Annotated in this window: 18 protein-coding genes; 11 read left to right on the forward strand and 7 right to left on the reverse strand. The window is 43.6% G+C overall.

The features are described 5' to 3' along the window. Positions 1–106: 106 nt before the first annotated feature. On the reverse strand, positions 107–1099 hold the full coding sequence (locus ACZ9AO_RS15600) for an NAD(P)/FAD-dependent oxidoreductase (protein ID WP_034310210.1): 993 nt from the start codon (positions 1097–1099) through the stop codon (positions 107–109). A 474-nt stretch (positions 1100–1573) separates the two neighbouring features. On the opposite strand from ACZ9AO_RS15600, the gene ACZ9AO_RS15605 reads away from it, so the two are divergent. The 4 genes from ACZ9AO_RS15605 to ACZ9AO_RS15620 all read left to right on the forward strand — a co-directional run bounded on the left by ACZ9AO_RS15605 (position 1574) and on the right by ACZ9AO_RS15620 (position 4936). Continuing rightward, positions 1574–2788 carry an NAD(P)/FAD-dependent oxidoreductase gene (locus ACZ9AO_RS15605; protein ID WP_034310214.1) on the forward strand — a complete coding sequence of 405 codons (1215 nt, stop codon included), beginning with the start codon at positions 1574–1576 and terminating at the stop codon, positions 2786–2788. Between the two features lie 202 nt (positions 2789–2990). Further along, positions 2991–3470, forward strand: a complete 480-nt coding sequence (locus tag ACZ9AO_RS15610) for an NUDIX domain-containing protein (protein ID WP_053537405.1) — start codon at positions 2991–2993, stop codon at positions 3468–3470. A 107-nt stretch (positions 3471–3577) separates the two neighbouring features. Continuing rightward, a complete protein-coding gene (locus tag ACZ9AO_RS15615; RefSeq protein ID WP_034310217.1) occupies positions 3578–3895 on the forward strand; it encodes a YuiB family protein in 318 nt (105 codons plus the stop codon). A 348-nt stretch (positions 3896–4243) separates the two neighbouring features. Further along, positions 4244–4936 (forward strand): 3D domain-containing protein, encoded by a 693-nt coding sequence (locus tag ACZ9AO_RS15620; RefSeq protein ID WP_048687644.1) that lies wholly within the window; start codon positions 4244–4246, stop codon positions 4934–4936. A gap of 60 nt (positions 4937–4996) precedes the next feature. On the opposite strand, the gene ACZ9AO_RS15625 is transcribed toward ACZ9AO_RS15620, so the two are convergent. Together ACZ9AO_RS15625 and ACZ9AO_RS15630 are read right to left on the reverse strand one after the other, a co-directional pair. Continuing rightward, entirely contained in the window at positions 4997–5785 is a 789-nt protein-coding gene (locus ACZ9AO_RS15625) for a cobalamin-binding protein (protein WP_063595844.1), read from the reverse strand. A gap of 9 nt (positions 5786–5794) precedes the next feature. Beyond that, entirely contained in the window at positions 5795–6277 is a 483-nt protein-coding gene (locus ACZ9AO_RS15630) for a divergent PAP2 family protein (RefSeq protein ID WP_034310222.1), read from the reverse strand. Between the two features lie 271 nt (positions 6278–6548). On the opposite strand from ACZ9AO_RS15630, the gene ACZ9AO_RS15635 reads away from it, so the two are divergent. Beyond that, on the forward strand, positions 6549–8054 hold the full coding sequence (locus ACZ9AO_RS15635) for a leucyl aminopeptidase (protein WP_048687646.1): 1506 nt from the start codon (positions 6549–6551) through the stop codon (positions 8052–8054). A 63-nt stretch (positions 8055–8117) separates the two neighbouring features. Here the strand turns inward: ACZ9AO_RS15635 and ACZ9AO_RS15640 are convergent, their stop codons facing one another. Continuing rightward, positions 8118–8489, reverse strand: coding sequence for a YuzC family spore coat inner layer protein (locus ACZ9AO_RS15640; protein WP_476109404.1), 372 nt, complete (start codon positions 8487–8489; stop codon positions 8118–8120). 261 nt (positions 8490–8750) lie between these two features. Here ACZ9AO_RS15640 and ACZ9AO_RS15645 point away from each other — a divergent pair, with 261 nt between their 5' ends. From ACZ9AO_RS15645 to ACZ9AO_RS15670, 6 genes are all read left to right on the forward strand, one after another. Further along, positions 8751–9500 (forward strand): GTP cyclohydrolase II, encoded by a 750-nt coding sequence (locus tag ACZ9AO_RS15645; protein ID WP_251540376.1) that lies wholly within the window; start codon positions 8751–8753, stop codon positions 9498–9500. Between the two features lie 13 nt (positions 9501–9513). After that, on the forward strand, positions 9514–10608 hold the full coding sequence (ribD, locus tag ACZ9AO_RS15650; RefSeq protein ID WP_476109405.1) for a bifunctional diaminohydroxyphosphoribosylaminopyrimidine deaminase/5-amino-6-(5-phosphoribosylamino)uracil reductase RibD: 1095 nt from the start codon (positions 9514–9516) through the stop codon (positions 10606–10608). 23 nt (positions 10609–10631) lie between these two features. Beyond that, the gene (locus ACZ9AO_RS15655) at positions 10632–11729 is read left to right on the forward strand and encodes an FAD-dependent monooxygenase (protein WP_476109406.1); all 1098 of its coding nucleotides are present in this window, start codon (positions 10632–10634) and stop codon (positions 11727–11729) included. A 15-nt stretch (positions 11730–11744) separates the two neighbouring features. Continuing rightward, positions 11745–12308, forward strand: a complete 564-nt coding sequence (locus ACZ9AO_RS15660) for a 5' nucleotidase, NT5C type (protein WP_476109407.1) — start codon at positions 11745–11747, stop codon at positions 12306–12308. 115 nt (positions 12309–12423) lie between these two features. After that, a complete protein-coding gene (locus ACZ9AO_RS15665; RefSeq protein ID WP_048687651.1) occupies positions 12424–12822 on the forward strand; it encodes a hotdog fold thioesterase in 399 nt (132 codons plus the stop codon). A 96-nt stretch (positions 12823–12918) separates the two neighbouring features. Continuing rightward, positions 12919–13638, forward strand: coding sequence for an MOSC domain-containing protein (locus ACZ9AO_RS15670; RefSeq protein WP_251540370.1), 720 nt, complete (start codon positions 12919–12921; stop codon positions 13636–13638). A gap of 53 nt (positions 13639–13691) precedes the next feature. Here the strand turns inward: ACZ9AO_RS15670 and mnhG are convergent, their stop codons facing one another. The 3 genes from mnhG to ACZ9AO_RS15685 are packed head-to-tail and all read right to left on the reverse strand — an operon-like array spanning position 13692 to position 14774. After that, complete coding sequence (mnhG, locus tag ACZ9AO_RS15675) at positions 13692–14030, reverse strand: monovalent cation/H(+) antiporter subunit G (RefSeq protein WP_048687653.1); 339 nt, start codon at positions 14028–14030, stop codon at positions 13692–13694. Continuing rightward, positions 14014–14286, reverse strand: a complete 273-nt coding sequence (locus ACZ9AO_RS15680; protein ID WP_370023645.1) for a Na(+)/H(+) antiporter subunit F1 — start codon at positions 14284–14286, stop codon at positions 14014–14016. Before ACZ9AO_RS15680 ends, mnhG begins: the two co-directional genes overlap by 17 nt. A gap of 11 nt (positions 14287–14297) precedes the next feature. Next, the gene (locus ACZ9AO_RS15685; protein WP_063595851.1) at positions 14298–14774 is read right to left on the reverse strand and encodes a Na+/H+ antiporter subunit E; all 477 of its coding nucleotides are present in this window, start codon (positions 14772–14774) and stop codon (positions 14298–14300) included. Between the last annotated feature and the right edge of the window lies 1 nt (position 14775).

The raw sequence follows: 14775 nt of genomic DNA on the forward strand, positions 1-14775 counted from the left end.
TGAAAAGGGTAAGCACTGTGGATAACTAATTGAAAAAACTTATCCACAATCATCGAATTGGGGACAAAAAAAACCGGCCATGAAAGCCGGTTTTTGCGTAATATAATTAAAACATGGAAGAACTGTGCATCGGCTGAACTTTTGCTTTTGGGTCAATATATTGTTTGGCGTGATTGACGGCAGTGGGTGCCTCACCAAACCCACTGGCAATCAATTTTACTTTGCCATCATAGGTTGCAATATCACCTGCTGCATAAATTCCCGGGATATTCGTTTCCATTCTGGAATTCACCAAAATGCTGTTCTTCTGGATATCAAGTCCCCATTCCTTAATGGGACCAAGAGAAGAAACGAAGCCGTAATTGACGATGACTGCATCTACATCCATGGTCTCTGTATCGTCACCATTTGTATCCTTGATGACAATTGTATGGATACGTCCGTCTGTACCAATCAACTCTGCAGGTATGTATGGAGTCTTTATTTCCACTTTTGAATTTTTAAGTGTTTCTACACTATGTTCGTGGGCACGGAACTTATCTCTTCTGTGAATGATGCTCACTTTCTCGGCAATCGGCTCCAGCATTAAGGCCCAGTCCACTGCTGAATCCCCACCGCCGAAGACCACCACTTTTTTGCCGGCAAAATGATTGAGGTCATCGATGAAATAGTGAAGGTTGCCGTTTTCATATTTTTTTGCATCTTCAATTTCGATGCGTCGGGGTTGGAAAGCCCCATTTCCAGCTGTAATGATAATCGTTTTGGAGTAATGGATTTCTTTATCAGTCGTTAACTTGAAAACTCCATCGGCTTGCTTTTCCACTTCTTGAACGGCTTGCTCCAGGACGACATCCTGTTCGAACTTTGCCATTTGTTCTTTCAAATTATTCACTAGCTCCTGAGCTCGCACTTTGGGGAAACCAGCGATATCATAGATGTATTTCTCAGGATAAAGGGCCGACAATTGTCCGCCTAATTGTGGCAGGCTCTCGATGATTTTTACGGATGCCTGTCTCATTCCTCCATAAAATGCAGTGAATAATCCAACCGGGCCTCCGCCAATGATTGTAATATCATAAACTTTTTCATTAACTTCCAACGTTATCCCTCCGATATACTAGGTTTGCTGAAATTTATTCTCTTATTTTAACATAGATGATCTTTTAAAAAACGGAGAAAGTTAGAAAAGTGAGAAAGTTTTGACTATATTTGTGCGGTTTCGTGATGAATGTTTTGTATCCGTTTTCAAATCTGGGTGAAATTACCCTTTGCCAATGTTGAGCATAACGTATAAATATGGTCGCAACTGGGTGAAAAGTAATGTTTTTCGGCTATATTTTAACCCGGAAAAGTTCGGTTTGTTACTTGAAAAAGGTAAGGAAAAAGACTAATATTTACTTAGATATCATTTGGTAAATTTTTTATGAATTTTTTATGACATTTATGAAGTGTTACGTGAAATACGTCACAAATGTATAAGAGTGCTTTTTATAATGGAAATTATAAAGATAGACAATATATTTTAGTTATGGAAAGCATCACAAGAAAATATCGTAAAGGTGGAAGAATACTTTTGAAAAAGCCAACAATCGTTGTTTTAGGAGCAGGTTATGGTGGATTGATGACTGTTACTCGCTTACAGAAGGCATTAGGTCAAAATGAAGCAGAAATCGTATTAGTTAACAAAAATGATTACCACTATGAAACAACATGGCTGCATGAAGCATCCGCTGGAACGCTTCATCATGATCGTGTGCGCTATCCAATCAAAAGTGTCATTAACAGCAAAGTTAAATTCATCCAGGATTCCGTTTTGGAAGTGAAAACGGAGAACAAAAAAGTCATCCTTGAAAACGGCGAAATTTCTTATGATTATTTAGTGATTGGTCTTGGACCTGAATCGGAAACATTCGGAATCCAGGGGCTAAAAGAATATGCTTTCTCTATCTCTAACGTGAACACAGCACGTAAAATCCGTGACCATATCCAATTGCAATTCGCGACGTACAGTACTGAGGTCGAAAAGAATGAAGACCGCTTGACGATCGTTGTTGGAGGAGCAGGATTTACGGGTATCGAATTCCTTGGTGAATTGGCTAACCGTGTCCCTGAACTTTGTAAAGAATACGACATCGATTTCCAAAAGGTCCGCATGTACTGTGTGGAGGCAGCCCCAGCCGTCCTCCCTGGCTTCGATCCGGAATTGGTGGATTATGCAGTATCTTACCTTGAGAAAAAAGGTGTGGAATTCAAAATCGGCACACCGATCAAGGGGGCGACTCCTGAAGGCATCATCGTGGCAAAAGGTGAAGATGAAGTGGAAGAAATCAAAGCGGGCACCGTTGTATGGGCAGCTGGCGTACGTGGAAACTCCGTGATAGAGGCTTCCGGTTTTGAAGCTATGCGCGGACGTATTAAAGTGAATCTTGACATGCGGGCACCGGGGCATGACGATATCTTCATCGTAGGGGATTGCGCTTTGATCATCAACGAGGAAATTAATCGTCCATATCCACCTACTGCACAAATAGCGATGCAGCAAGGTGAGGTCATTGCGAAGAACCTGACTAAATTGGTTCGTAACGAAAGCGATCTGGAAACGTTCACTTTCGAAAACAAAGGAACGGTATGTTCACTCGGTGAAGATAATGCGATTGGTGTTGTCTTCGGCAAGAAAGTTACAGGTAAGACTGCATCATTCATGAAGAAAATGGTTGATAACAGGGCATTGTTAATGATTGGCGGAGCCTCACTTGTTGCTAAAAAGGGTAAATTCAACGTCCTTTAATTTTTTCGATAGATCAAAAATGGCCATTTGGGGATTGTCCCTGAATGGCTTTTTCATTGGCATCCCATCCATCGATGAGTGTGTCATAGCGGAGTATGCAATTTTTTTGTGTGGAATATAATGGGGATGACGAAGTTTGATCAAGGAAATTATCTTTGGCATCATCTTTACTAAATAATGAATGTAGGGGAAGTGGGTTTTGGTGGAACGTTGCAAAAATGTTTGGCTGGCAGTGTCCGGCCTTGTGATATCCGATAAAGGTGAGTGGCTTGTCGTGAACAAAAGGTATGGCGGATTGAAAGGGCAATGGTCGCTTCCGGCAGGTTTTGTCAAAAATGATGAAACCGTCGATGAAGCTGTCGTAAGGGAAGTGCTGGAGGAGACGGGCATTCATACAGAAATCGAAGGCATCGTAGGAGTGAGAAGCGGAGTCATCAAAGGGGATATAAGTGATAATATGTTGATATTTTTACTTAAACCGCTCAGTTTTGAAGTAAATGCTCAATTGGATGAATTATATGAAGCTAAATTTTATCACCCTGATTTACTCATGAAGGAGGGGAAGCAATCGTTACTATTGGAACAGCTTTTAGCTTTTAAAAAGGAAAGAATGCAGACGATGCTTGACGGGTTGAATCCGGGAGATCAATTTGGATATACATCATATAAACTATTCTTGTAATTTGGGTAATTATCTTTTCTTCGGTATTATTTGGTATAAGTCGTTGACGCAGCAATTATGTTTTCAGTAAACTAAAGGTGTCGCTTTTAAGGAGGGTCAAGAATAACATGCCATTGCCTGTTTTAATTATCTCAATACTCTTATTTTTCATATTGTTTTTCGGAATTGGCTTTTTGCTGAATATGCTCTTTCGTTCTTCGTGGATCATGGTCTTCTTATTTCCAATCGTCTTCATCATCATTGTCAATGAAACAAAGCTAATAGAATATTTTAGGAATCCGGGAATATCTTTTTCCAATCTTGGTACGAACCTTACATCCCTGCATACGGCAGACATCATTATTTTATCAAGCGGGCTGCTTGGCGCGGTTTTAGCTGGTGTGGTCATCAGGATTCTAAGGAATAAAGGATATCAAATGTTTTAATAAGGGAAGGGTCGTCATTTATGGACGGTCCTTTTTGTTTTCGCATACTTTGTTGCTATTTACTAAGTAGTGCGGTGTGGTTGATATCCCCTCCAGATGCTCGCTTTCCGCTGGGCGGGCGGTGAGCCTCCTCGGCGTAAACGCCTGTGGGGTCTCACCTGTCCCGCTGCTCCCGCAGGAGTCTCGCACTTCCGCTCCAATCAACCTTAAATAGTTTCGTTTTAATAACAACTATCTTTACGAAAAGAGCCTTTTTTGTAAGGAAAATTGGTTCTTTCCATGCTTTATGAATAATTTCACTCCGTAAAGGGAACAAATATCCTTGTGAGAGGAGTGGAATTGATACATATGAAGATTGTAAAGGCATTATTTTTGAGGGTTGCTATTATCATATTATTTATCTTGGCCATCGAATCGACCTTGAATCATGTTTTTGGGGCTGTGCCTGAAGATCATCCTTTTGAAGAAGCGATGAGACAACATCGAATGCTTGGTCTCGAATATAAAGCGATTCATAGTGGAGGGCAAGTGGCAACGCTAATGGCATCGGCATCCGCGAGCAATGGTCCCACGACGATAGCGGAGGCAATCGAGCTCTCGAAATATCCGAAGCATGAAGTTTTGGCTACAGGATATACAGCAGGGTATGAATCAACCGGAAAGTACCCGGAAAGCCCATCCTATGGAATCACGTATTCAGGGGTGAAGGTGAAAAGGGATCTGTTTTCCACCATTGCCGCCGATCTTGCCATATTCCCTCTCGGAACCATCCTTTGGATTCCGGGCTATGGATATGGGGTTGTAGCGGACAAGGGTGGTGCGATCAAAGGGAATCACCTGGATCTATACTACGAAACGGTACAGGATGTGTACGAGAACTGGGGAAAGAAAACCCTTGAAGTATATGTTGTCCAAAAAGGGAACGGCGAGTTATCCGAACAACAGTTAAGCAGGTTGAATGAAACCAAGATCAAGCAGGTATTCAAGCCGAAAATCGCTGAGAAAACATTGAATGAGAATGTAGCTTCCTTTGCTTTTTAAAAAGGAAAGTTAAAGGCTGCCTCAATTGAGGCAGCCTTTTCTGTTTCATTTGGGACGCCCTTAGGGCATGCCTTTGTAGGCTTCAGGATGCAGAGTCTTTGCCAATATGGACAGCCCATCCAGTAAACGCGGGGAAGGCCGGCAGAATAAAGGTTCTTCCATGATGTGAATATGGTTATTCCGGACGGCCTTCATATCAGTCCACCCTTGCCGTTTCTTGACAAGCGCCGGGTTTACTTTTCGTAAAGGGACACCGACCCAAGCTAAGCAAATATGGTCGGGATTCTTTTTTTGGACCTCTTCGGAAGTAACTTGAATGCTTGCCATGTCGACATCTTCGAAAAGGTTATATCCTCCCGCAAGCGTACTGATCTCGGATAACCAATTAACTCCCCCGGGGCTGAATAAGGGATTAGGCCACCATTCCCAATACAGGGACGGCTTTGTTTCGATTTTGTCTGCGATGTTTTTATATTGAAGGATGGCATCACGGAATTTGGCAGCCTGTTCCTCTGCTTTTTCCTTAAGATCCATCGCCTCGCCCAAGGTCAGTAAATCTTTTGCGATATCTTCAAGTGATTGCGGGTTGAAGATGATATGGGGGATGTTCCGTTCCTTTAGCCCCTCAATGTTTTTTTCCATGCCCGGTACACTCAGTGAAGCCAGCACCAAATCGGGTTTTAGTGATTCCACATGATCGATATCGATCGATAAGTCGGGTCCCACTTTAGGAAGATGCTGTATGGTTTCAGGCCAATCAGAGTAGTCATCGATGGCGATCAGCTGATCTTCGATTCCTAGATATGTGCATAGTTCCGTATTGCTGGGGCAAAGAGAGATTATTTTCAAATAGAACACCTACCCTTGAAAGATGAAAAAGTGAAGTGCCAATGCAATGAATACTCCGGTCAAGGCTCCGAAAAATACCTCGATTGGCTTATGGCCCAACAGTTCCTTTAATTGCTGCTGTTTCTGTTTATCTGCTTTTTTCTGCCAGTTCTTTGCTTGCTCGACAAAGGTATTGAAGTCGGTAACGAGCTGGTTCAAGACGGCTGCCTGTTCTCCTGCCTGCCGTCTCACTCCTGTCGCGTCGAACATCGTGATGATTGCAAAGATCGCGGCAACGGCAAATACAGGGGAATCCATTCCGGTTTCGATCCCTACCGCTACGGTCAGGGCTGACACGGCCGCAGAGTGGGAGCTTGGCATACCGCCTGTGGAGTTAATGAGTGACCAGTTGACTTTACGAAATGCTATGAAGTGGATGGGCACTTTAATGAATTGAGCAAAGAAAATGGCAATCAATGCTGCGATTAAAGGGAAGTTGAGTAATAATTCCAAGAGTATCAGCCTTCTTTCTAGTTATAAGTAAAGATGAAATCCATATATGGGTAAATTACATCCTGTTCGGAATAAGGCCCTTATTATTAGTTCCATTCAGTCCTGTCTATTCCCTGCTGGTAATAGTATAAATATGATCTTTCTTATACTATTACTCTAAAGTCACCCATTCTAAACAATATACCTTGTTATTATTATTTTCGCGGACCTTATTCGAAAATTTTTGAAGATTTCGTTATAATGAATGTAATAGAATGGAGGAGGTAGCAGAATGTTCACAGTAAAAAATTCCTTAAATATAGATTTGATTGATGAATGCCTGATTCTAGGCGTATTTGACAGACCCGTAAAGTTCACAGGGATAGGAAAAGAAGCGGATGAACGATTGGATGGCCAGCTGACAGAGTTAGTGAAAGCCGGGGAAATCTCTTCCAAGAAAAAATCAGTGGTCAAAATACATACATTAGGTAAATTAAGCGTAAAGAGATTGATTTTTGTAGGATTGGGCAAGGAAAAGGAGCTATCTTTTGAAACGCTCCGCGAAGCGTTGGGAAAAGCGCGTAAGACGATTAATGAATCCAAGATTACGACACTTTCGATCGCGTTGGATACATTCACGACTGAAAATCTGGATGCATTGGACGCAGCGCACGCTTGTTCCGAGGCTTTTGAACTTGCTTCCTATAAGTTTGACGGATACAAGCAAAAATCGAACCAGGTCGAAAAAAGCCTTGAATCGATTACGGTTTACAGTGAATTTGATCAAGAAGAGGTCGGTGCCGCGCTTCATGTTGGGAGGATCTTCGGAAGGGCGACGAACTCAGCGAGAACTTTGGTCAATACACCAGGCAATTTGCTGACTTCCACGGATTTGGCGAATTATTCATCTGCCTTGGGCGAACGTTATGGTTTTGAAGTGGAGATCCTCGAGAAGGAAGACATGCTCAAGCTGGGAATGGGCGCACTCCTTGCTGTCAATAAAGGTTCGGTCGAGCCTCCGAAAATGATCGTCCTGAAGTATCAAGGTAAGGATGAATGGAAGGATGTTATCGGGTTGGTCGGTAAAGGAATCACATTCGATACGGGTGGATACTCATTGAAAACGAAGGCTGGTATCGTTGGAATGAAGACGGATATGGGCGGTGCGGCAGCCGTTTTAGGTGCAATGGAAATCATCGGCGAATTGGGACCGGACCAAAATGTCGTGGCGGTCATTCCTTCCACCGATAACATGATCAGCGGCGATGCATTCAAGCCCGATGACGTGATCACTGCCATGAGCGGCAAGACGATAGAGGTATTGAACACGGATGCGGAAGGCCGTCTGGTTTTGGCGGATGCCATGACTTACGCTAAACATCATGGTGCTGACTATCTTATTGACGTTGCCACATTAACGGGTGGTGTCATAACGGCGCTGGGCATGGATATGACGGGTGCAATGACAAATGACACGGAGTTCTATGAACAAGTGGTCAAAGCCTCTGAGGAGGCCGGGGAGCCCATTTGGAGATTGCCGATTACGGAAAAGGATAAAGAGCGGGTACGCAATAGTAAAATGGCGGATTTGAATAATTCACCTGGAGGGGCGGGACATGCGATCATGGGCGGCGCCTTCATCGGTGAATTTGCCGAAGACACTCCGTGGGTCCATCTGGATATTGCCGGAACTTCCACAACCTCGAGCAACTCCGAATTGTGCACATCGGGGGCTACCGGTGTCATGGCACGCACGCTTGCACTATTGGTTGAAACCTTTGAAACGAAGACTAGATGAACCCAAATATCCGAAGCCGAAAATAGGCTTCGGTTTTTTTACCAAAAAGGTGTTGGATGGTCGTTATGCATCCCTCCATTTCAAGCTGACGATGATATGGCAATTTTCTTCCGCTTCTTTAGGATAGAAATCAAAACGGATCCCATCGGGGTTATATGTGATATCAGGTTCGTTCTTAATTCCTATCTTTCGGATCATATCGATCACGACATTTTTTTGCGATGCTTGGGCTGCAGTCATCAACCTGTTCGAGAAAGGCTTGGATGTGGCTATAGTATCCATGACTTTTTTTACATCAAGCATCAAAGATTGCGAGGTCTTTGCCGATTTGACTAGCAGATCTGGATTGGGTGCCGAGTAGGGACGCAATGGCCGATTCCTGGCGTGAGGCGGAAATATGATAGGATCATATAAAAAATAAGGGAAATCCTCCAAAAGGTTTCCTTCCTTTCCTTAGGTCTGTCTATAGACAGGTTTTCGTTATACGTTAAAATATGTATAAAGGCCAGCCGATATGATAGCGGTTTGTGAATGACCTTTTTCTGCAAAAAAACTTCTTGAAAATTATGATCAAAGACACACTATTATTTGTAAACTGCTTCATTGACAGGTATAGTGTATAGTAATATACTTACTTACCTAAAGTAAGGAGAAGACACACTATAAATTATAAATTATAAAATAGGTGATGTTAACATGAAAATAACCCAGGAAACAAAAGACCTTTTAATAGATAAAATGAATATCATCAAAACCCCCGGTAAAGCTGATATATGCCTTGTGGGACCTGTGAACCTGCCGGTTGAACAAGGAGATTTCTCAACGGTTTTCCAATGGTATACATGGCTTCAGCTTGTAGGCGCGGATAATGACAAGGATACGGTGCTTGATTCGCTTTCGGAAGCGAACCTCGCTTTTGGACAGCAATCCTCCGTATTGGTTTATGGTGATTTTAAAAAGTCGGAGGATGCACTTGTCCGGATGCATAGCATCTGCCACACAGGTGATATCTTCGGCAGTAAACGTTGTGATTGCGGCTACCAGCTCCACCAATCGATGAAGATGATAGCCGAGCATGGGTGCGGGGCCATTTTTTACCTTGCGGACCATGAAGGAAGAGGGATTGGCCTGTTTTCCAAATCCCTTGCCTATTTGCTTCAGCAGGAAGGTTATGACACGGTCGAGGCGAATGAGGCTTTAGGATTCGAAGACGATACGCGATCTTACGAGGGAGCCATTCGCGTATTGAGGGAACTGCGTAAGGATCCGGTGACTTTAATCACGAACAACCCCAAAAAGCTGGATGCCCTCATGAAGCATGGACTTGCGGCAAAGGACCATATTCCGCTTTGGGGCGGTTTGACGGAGGATAATAGTTTCTATCTCGATACAAAGGTTAAGAAGTCTGGACATATTCCCAAAAAGAAGCCAACTTTGATTGTATAAGGAGAGCTATAGAATGAATGATGATCAATATTACATGAAGCTGGCACTGGATTTGGCAGCCAGTGCTAAAGGAAAGACGAATCCAAATCCAGTGGTCGGGGCAGTCATAGTGAAAGACGGTGTGATAGCCGGGACAGGGATCCACCGTAAAGCGGGTGAACCGCATGCGGAAGTACATGCTTTCAAAATGGCGGGTGAGTATGCAGAAGGTGCAACGCTTTATGTGACTCTTGAGCCTTGTTCACATTATGGAAAGACGCCTCCTTGTGCAAATTTGGTGAAAGAATCAGGTGTCCGGCGAGTGGTCGTTGCGACTCAAGATCCGAATCCGGAAGTGGCCGGCAGAGGGATATCGATCATAAAGGATGCAGGCATTGAAGTCGAAGTCGGCGTCCTGGAAAAGGAAGCTCAAAGGCTGAATGAGCGTTTCATTCACAATATGCTGACGGATCGTCCATTTGTCATATCGAAGTATGCGATGACACTCGATGGAAAACTTGCAACCCACACAGGCCATTCAAAGTGGATAACAGGAGAAGACTCACGTCATTCCGTTCATTTGCTTCGTGATGAGGTGGATGCCATCCTAGTTGGTATCGGGACTGTGTTGGCCGATGATCCATCACTGACGACCAGACTTCCGGAGGGCGGAGGGAAAAATCCGATCCGGATCATTTTAGACAGTGAATTACGGGTTCAATTGGATGCCAAAGTTGTGCAAGTATCAGATGCGAAGACCTTGATCGTAACGCAGGAAAATGCACCTGCGGATAAGATGGACCTTTTACGTGAAAAAGGGATTGAATTCATTTTCGTCCCCAAAAACGAGACTGGACTGAATCTAAAGGCATTAATGGAAGAGCTGTATAAAAAGGGGATTACGGATGTCTTGCTGGAAGGCGGAAGCGAAGTGAATGCCTCATTCCTTAGGGAAGGGCTCATCGATAAATACTTGATTTATATAGCCCCTAAACTATTGGGCGGTAGAAACTCACTGACACCGTATACTGGCATGAATGTGGATACGATGGATGAAGCGATGGATGTTTCCTTCTCTGGCGTGGAAACGTTTGGTGAGGACATACGCATCACGGCTTATCCTAAATAAAAATAGACAACAGGTGAAGAGGCATGATGGTTAAATCAGATGTATGCATAGTCGGTTCAGGTCCTGGAGGTGCCCTGCTGGCTTACCTATTGGCCAAGCAGGACATTTCAGTCGTATTGCTGGAAAGGCATCCTGAAGTTTCAAGGGAGTTCAGGGGCGAGTTCTTGAATGATGAAGGAGAGGGCATTCTTAAAAAGCACGGTTTATTCAATAGTGTGGAAAAACTTGGCTTGCTTAGGATGGAACAAATTGAATATTGGGATGACGGCCAAATATTCAAAACCATTTTCCCAGAATGGCCTGTCGATCATGTTGGGATACATGTCCCTCAAAACCATCTGCTTACAGCTATATTGAATGAGGCTGAAAAGCTGGATTCCTTTCAATTGATGATGAATACGAGGGTTACCGGCTTGATGCAGAATGAAATGGGCCGTTTTACGGGTGTCAAGGCCCGTACTGGCGGGAATGACCTGGAAGTGCAAAGTCCATTGATAATCGGAGCGGACGGCAGGTTTTCCATCGTTCGAAAAAAAGCGGGAATACCAGTCGAGATTAAAGATCATGGCTATGATTTACTGTGGGCAAAAATTCCTGCTCCGGAGGGGTGGAGGCCTTCGATCAAGATGGCATTGGTCAATGGCTCCCAGGTTGCCCTCTTCACCCAGGCCGGAGGTTTCATCCAAATTGGCTGGAATATAGAGCATGGTTCATTTCCCCATTTGCGAAAAAAGCATTTTGAACCGTTCATTGAAGATTTGCTTCTTGCCTTTCCTGAATTAAAAAAGGTTGTGTGTGAAAATATCCGCTCTTGGCAGGACTTCATTTTATTGGATGTTTACAGCAGCTATTGTGAAACGTGGACAAAGGATGGCGTTGCTTTATTAGGTGATGCAGCCCATACGATGACGCCTACAGGTGCGTTCGGACTCAATTGTGCCATGAAGGATGCCGATATATTGGCCGAGCTTATTTCTGGATGCATCCTGCAGGGGGATACTGGCTTCCTTGGACTTAAAATGGCTGAGCCAAAAAGAAAAGCCGAGATTGAAAGATTACAGGCCGTTCAGGTGGACAAGGAGATGTCCTTCGCATCACAGTTTGCCGCCGCTTATGTTTGAATAGGAGTGAAGGATATGAAATTCGGTTTTGATATTGACGATACCCTTATTAACTTGAGGGAGTTCGCGTTCCATCTTTATAATGAAAAGCTTAATACGAACATAGAGTTAACGAAATTCAGGGCTTTAAAGACGTTGGAGATCCATGAAGCTTTCGGGCTTGATAAAGAGGCTGGGGGCAAGATGTGGAACAGCCTTGCCGATGAAGTGTATTATTCATCCTGTCCAGCCTTCGAGGGCGCAGTGGAAACGCTGCAGGAGCTTGAACGCGATGGCCATGAAATCTATTACATCACCGCCAGAAAAGCGGAACATGGTGAACGGACGAAAAAATGGCTGATCGAAAACGGCTTTCCGGTTAAGGATGACCATTTTTACTGCGGGATGAAGGATCATGAAAAAATTGATACGATCCGCAAATTGGAATTGGATTATTATTTTGATGATAAACCGGCGGTGCTGGAAACGTTATTGGATATTCCAACGAAAGTGTATGCAATGGATAACTCCTATAACAGGGAATTGGATATTCCAAGACTGACAAGCTGGTTTGAATTTAAAGAAATCCTCTCCAAATAATACATTTACATTATTGACGGATGACTTGATAGACTTGGGTCATCCTTTTTTTGTATACTAATATGAATAACGGTTCATTTTTTGCTAAAAAAACAAGAGAGTCGGGGGTAATGGGATGGAGAGAAATATTGAAAAGTCATTGATAGGCACGCTTGGGATTGAAATGAAAGAAGTCGGCGAGGGGAAAGTCATTGCGACGATGCCTGTGGATGAACGCACTAGGCAGCCGTATGGGTTATTGCATGGGGGAGCGTCCGTTGCGCTTGCGGAATCCGTTGCAAGCTTTGGAGGGATGATGCTGGTAGATAGTACAAAACAAGCTGTCGTCGGCCTTGAAATCAATGCCAATCATGTTAGGGGCGTCCGTTCAGGTGTTGTTACCGCAGAGGGGAACATCATCCATCGCGGGAAGACGACGATGGTGTGGGACGTGAAGATCCGTGATGAAGAGGATCATCTTATCTGCATTTCACGCTGTACATTGGCCGTTATCGACTTACCGAAGTCAAAGTGAATCAAAAGAACAATCGCAAATTGGCGCAATGATTCTACATTATCCGGTTTACGTATAATATGGCAGTAGACTATTGTATGAAAAGAGGTTTTTTTTATGCTGGTGGGTCATATACAAGAAATCACCCGTCATCCTGTAAAATCATTCACTGGTGAACAGGTACAAAAAACGAAGGTGATGGACTATGGACTATATGGAGATCGCAGCCATGCCTTTAAAGGCAAAAATGGGAAGTTCCTGACGATAACCCAAGTCCCGGAAATGGTCCGTTATCAAGCTGCTTTTTCTGGTGAGGAAGCACTTGACCAATATCCGGAAGTCCAAGTGAAGACCCCTTCAGGAAACGTTTTGACATGGGGAGAGGGAGCCTTTCAGGAGGAAATGGAACGGTTGTTGAAACAGGAGGCAGAACCAGTTGTTTATCATCCTGCACATATTCCGTTAGGTGCGATTGAAGAAGAAAACATCCTGCTTGTCAGTGATGCCTCGATTGGCGAATTGACTAAGCTTTGGGGAAAAGAACTGGATGGCAGGAGATTCAGGCAAAATTTGATTATATCCTTAGTGAATAAAACCCCCTTTTTAGAAGAGCAATGGTTTGGAAAAAGGATTCTAATCGGAAATGAAGTGGAATTGGTGATCAAAAGGCATTGTGAGCGCTGTATGATCATAACTGTCGATCCAAACGATTCACATAGAGATCCATCACTGCTGAAAACTGTCGTCAAGGAAAGGGAAAATCATTTTGGCGTATATGCCTCGGTCATGCAAACAGGTGAAATCAGAGTGGGCGACCAAGTATTTTTAAAAGATTGAAACAGAAAAGAGCTGCTCCTGTAATCAGGGCAGCTCTTTTGCGATGGCAGGGATCACCGGGTTTTCTTTAAATCATCCTGGACACTCCGATCCCACATTTTTACGCCAGTATGATAAGCCGAGCGCATGATTAAATGTCCGGCAACAGGACTGGTCATGAAGATGAAGATGATCGCGAGCACGACCCGGAAATCGAAATGGCTATGTTTATAATAAAAATATAACAAGGTGCCGATCAGGATGAACATGATTCCAAGTGTCGAGCTTTTTGAGGCAGCGTGATTTCTTGTATAGACGTCGGGCAGCCGGATGATGCCGAAAGCCGAAACTAAAAAGAGAAAGACTCCCATTAATAGGAATAGGGCCGATAGGATTTCAACGATTGCGGTCATCTTCGATTATCTCCCCTTTCTCAAGGAATTTGGCGAAAGCGACCGTACCGATGAAAGATAGGATTCCGAGCAGAAGAATGGCTTCCAGATATGCGCTTGTATCCATGACAATGGAGGCAAGTGCAACGATTGCGATAAGATTGATTCCCATTGCATCGAGTGCGATGACCCGATCCGGCACGGAAGGCCCTTTGATTAAACGGTATAAGAATCCAATCATGGAAAGCGAAACACCGAGCAACGCGATTTTAAGCATTAGATCGAACATTATTTGCCCACCTCCATAATCGCTTTTTCAAATGTATTTTTAATGCTGTCAACAGCCTCTTCCTTGTCGGCAATATCCATCGCGTGGATATAAAGAATCCGATTATCTTCCGATACTTCAACGACAAGTGTTCCTGGTGTAAGTGTAATTAAATTCGATAGTATCGTAATTTCCCAATCCTTGGTCAGCACGGTTTCAAATGCGAATATGCCAGGCCTCATATCCAGGCTCGGTTTAAGCACGGCCTTAAGGACGCTAATGTTGGAAAGTATGAGTTCCCTTGCGAATATGAGCAGCAATAGAACGACGGCATTCACCCTTTTCAAGTAAAAACGATCATTGAAAAAATGACGGAAGACGAACATGATGCCGAGCCCCAATATATATCCGATGATAAAAGTGCTCCCGTTAAACTCATTTTTTAAAAACATCCAGATAAACGCAAGGAACACATTCAGTAAAATTTGGAATGACATC

It is taken from the genome of Peribacillus sp. TE19612 (genome assembly GCF_056279465.1).

Excerpts from the sequence above, each read along its gene's own strand:
- mnhG (WP_048687653.1), bottom strand. The coding sequence starts at position 14,030 with ATGACCGCAATCGTTGAAATCCTATCGGCCCTATTCCTATTAATGGGA.
- ribD (WP_476109405.1), top strand. The coding sequence starts at position 9,514 with ATGAATGATGATCAATATTACATGAAGCTGGCACTGGATTTGGCAGCC.
- ACZ9AO_RS15635 (WP_048687646.1), top strand. The coding sequence starts at position 6,549 with ATGTTCACAGTAAAAAATTCCTTAAATATAGATTTGATTGATGAATGC.
- ACZ9AO_RS15670 (WP_251540370.1), top strand. The coding sequence starts at position 12,919 with ATGCTGGTGGGTCATATACAAGAAATCACCCGTCATCCTGTAAAATCA.
- ACZ9AO_RS15645 (WP_251540376.1), top strand. The coding sequence starts at position 8,751 with ATGAAAATAACCCAGGAAACAAAAGACCTTTTAATAGATAAAATGAAT.
- ACZ9AO_RS15680 (WP_370023645.1), bottom strand. The coding sequence starts at position 14,286 with ATGCTTAAAATCGCGTTGCTCGGTGTTTCGCTTTCCATGATTGGATTC.
- ACZ9AO_RS15685 (WP_063595851.1), bottom strand. The coding sequence starts at position 14,774 with ATGTCATTCCAAATTTTACTGAATGTGTTCCTTGCGTTTATCTGGATG.
- ACZ9AO_RS15660 (WP_476109407.1), top strand. The coding sequence starts at position 11,745 with ATGAAATTCGGTTTTGATATTGACGATACCCTTATTAACTTGAGGGAG.
- ACZ9AO_RS15615 (WP_034310217.1), top strand. The coding sequence starts at position 3,578 with ATGCCATTGCCTGTTTTAATTATCTCAATACTCTTATTTTTCATATTG.
- ACZ9AO_RS15620 (WP_048687644.1), top strand. The coding sequence starts at position 4,244 with ATGAAGATTGTAAAGGCATTATTTTTGAGGGTTGCTATTATCATATTA.
- ACZ9AO_RS15665 (WP_048687651.1), top strand. The coding sequence starts at position 12,424 with ATGGAGAGAAATATTGAAAAGTCATTGATAGGCACGCTTGGGATTGAA.
- ACZ9AO_RS15655 (WP_476109406.1), top strand. The coding sequence starts at position 10,632 with ATGATGGTTAAATCAGATGTATGCATAGTCGGTTCAGGTCCTGGAGGT.